This is a genomic window from Neobacillus drentensis (genome assembly GCF_036962125.1).
GTDB classification, from domain to species: Bacteria; Bacillota; Bacilli; order Bacillales; family Cytobacillaceae; genus Neobacillus; species Neobacillus drentensis_B.
This window is the reverse complement of record NZ_JBALOA010000048.1, coordinates 1-1,262: the sequence shown is the minus strand read 5'-3', so window position 1 is coordinate 1,262 and position 1,262 is coordinate 1. Positions and strand designations below refer to the sequence as shown.

Sequence of the window (1,262 nt, the reverse complement as noted above, 5' to 3'; positions counted from 1 at the left end):
AGCTTCCAAGTCTTTTTTAAAAGGTGTATGTGATGGGCCTAAATGGACTCGAACCATCGACCTCACGCTTATCAGGCGTGCGCTCTAACCAGCTGAGCTATAGGCCCAAAAATTTAATTGGAGCGGGTGAAGAGAATCGAACTCTCATCATCAGCTTGGAAGGCTGAGGTTTTACCACTAAACTACACCCGCAGGCAAAAATATGGCTGGGCTAGCTGGATTTGAACCAACGCATGTCGCAGTCAAAGTGCGATGCCTTACCGCTTGGCTATAGCCCAATATTTTAAAAACATATGGGGCGACTGATGGGAATCGAACCCACGAATGCCTGAACCACAATCAGGTGCGTTAACCACTTCGCCACAATCGCCAAAATCTATATATCAATAGCAGGGAAACCTACTAGTAAAAAAGTGGCGGTCTGGACGGGACTCGAACCCGCGACCTCCTGCGTGACAGGCAGGCATTCTAACCAACTGAACTACCAGACCAGAGTTTTTTCAAGCTATGCTTGAAAATAACCAAATTGCGGGGACAGGATTTGAACCTGCGACCTTCGGGTTATGAGCCCGACGAGCTACCGGACTGCTCCACCCCGCGACAATAATAATAATAAAAGCAATATGGAGGAGGAAGAGGGATTCGAACCCCCGCGCGGTATGACCCGCCTGTCGGTTTTCAAGACCGATCCCTTCAGCCAAACTTGGGTATTCCTCCAGATAAAATACAACTAAAAACAATTGGTAGCGGCGAAGGGAGTCGAACCCCCGACCTTTCGGGTATGAACCGAACGCTCTAGCCAGCTGAGCTACACCGCCAAAGATTAGATTTATTATGGTGGAGGATGACGGGATCGAACCGCCGACCCTCTGCTTGTAAGGCAGATGCTCTCCCAGCTGAGCTAATCCTCCACAATATTGAAAGTTATTTTCACAGTGTGAAAAACTTTGGTGACCCCTACGGGACTCGAACCCGTGTTACCTCCGTGAAAGGGAGGTGTCTTAACCGCTTGACCAAGGGGCCATCTAAATCATATAAAGCAAAATAATAGCCCCATAAGGATGGGGCTAGCCTGGCAACGTCCTACTCTCACAGGGACGCGTGTCCCAACTACCATCGGCGCTGAGAAGCTTAACTTCCGTGTTCGGTATGGGAACGGGTGTGACCTTCTCGCCATTACTGCCAGACTATATGAGGTTTTATTCCCTCAAAACTAGATAACTGACAATCATCATATTTATTATTTGGTTAAGTCCTCGAAC

General features: G+C 48.3%; 10 tRNA genes and 1 rRNA gene. All 11 read right to left on the bottom strand.

The window, feature by feature from the left end:
* Positions 1–33 precede the first annotated feature (33 nt).
* The 11 genes from V7121_RS24745 to rrf all read right to left on the bottom strand — a co-directional run bounded on the left by V7121_RS24745 (position 34) and on the right by rrf (position 1,187).
* Positions 34–107 (bottom strand) — tRNA-Ile (locus V7121_RS24745).
* Positions 108–118: 11 nt separating this feature from the next.
* Positions 119–192, bottom strand: a tRNA-Gly gene (locus V7121_RS24740).
* Between the two features lie 11 nt (positions 193–203).
* Positions 204–278, bottom strand: a tRNA-Gln gene (locus V7121_RS24735).
* A 16-nt stretch (positions 279–294) separates the two neighbouring features.
* Positions 295–370 (bottom strand) — tRNA-His (locus V7121_RS24730).
* Positions 371–414: 44 nt separating this feature from the next.
* Positions 415–491, bottom strand: a tRNA-Asp gene (locus V7121_RS24725).
* 35 nt (positions 492–526) lie between these two features.
* Positions 527–600, bottom strand: a tRNA-Met gene (locus V7121_RS24720).
* A 24-nt stretch (positions 601–624) separates the two neighbouring features.
* A tRNA-Ser gene (locus V7121_RS24715) sits at positions 625–717 on the bottom strand.
* Between the two features lie 24 nt (positions 718–741).
* Positions 742–818 (bottom strand) — tRNA-Met (locus tag V7121_RS24710).
* A 17-nt stretch (positions 819–835) separates the two neighbouring features.
* Positions 836–911 (bottom strand) — tRNA-Val (locus V7121_RS24705).
* Positions 912–948: 37 nt separating this feature from the next.
* Positions 949–1,023 (bottom strand) — tRNA-Glu (locus V7121_RS24700).
* Between the two features lie 47 nt (positions 1,024–1,070).
* A 5S ribosomal RNA gene (gene rrf, locus V7121_RS24695) occupies positions 1,071–1,187 on the bottom strand.
* Positions 1,188–1,262: the final 75 nt, after the last annotated feature.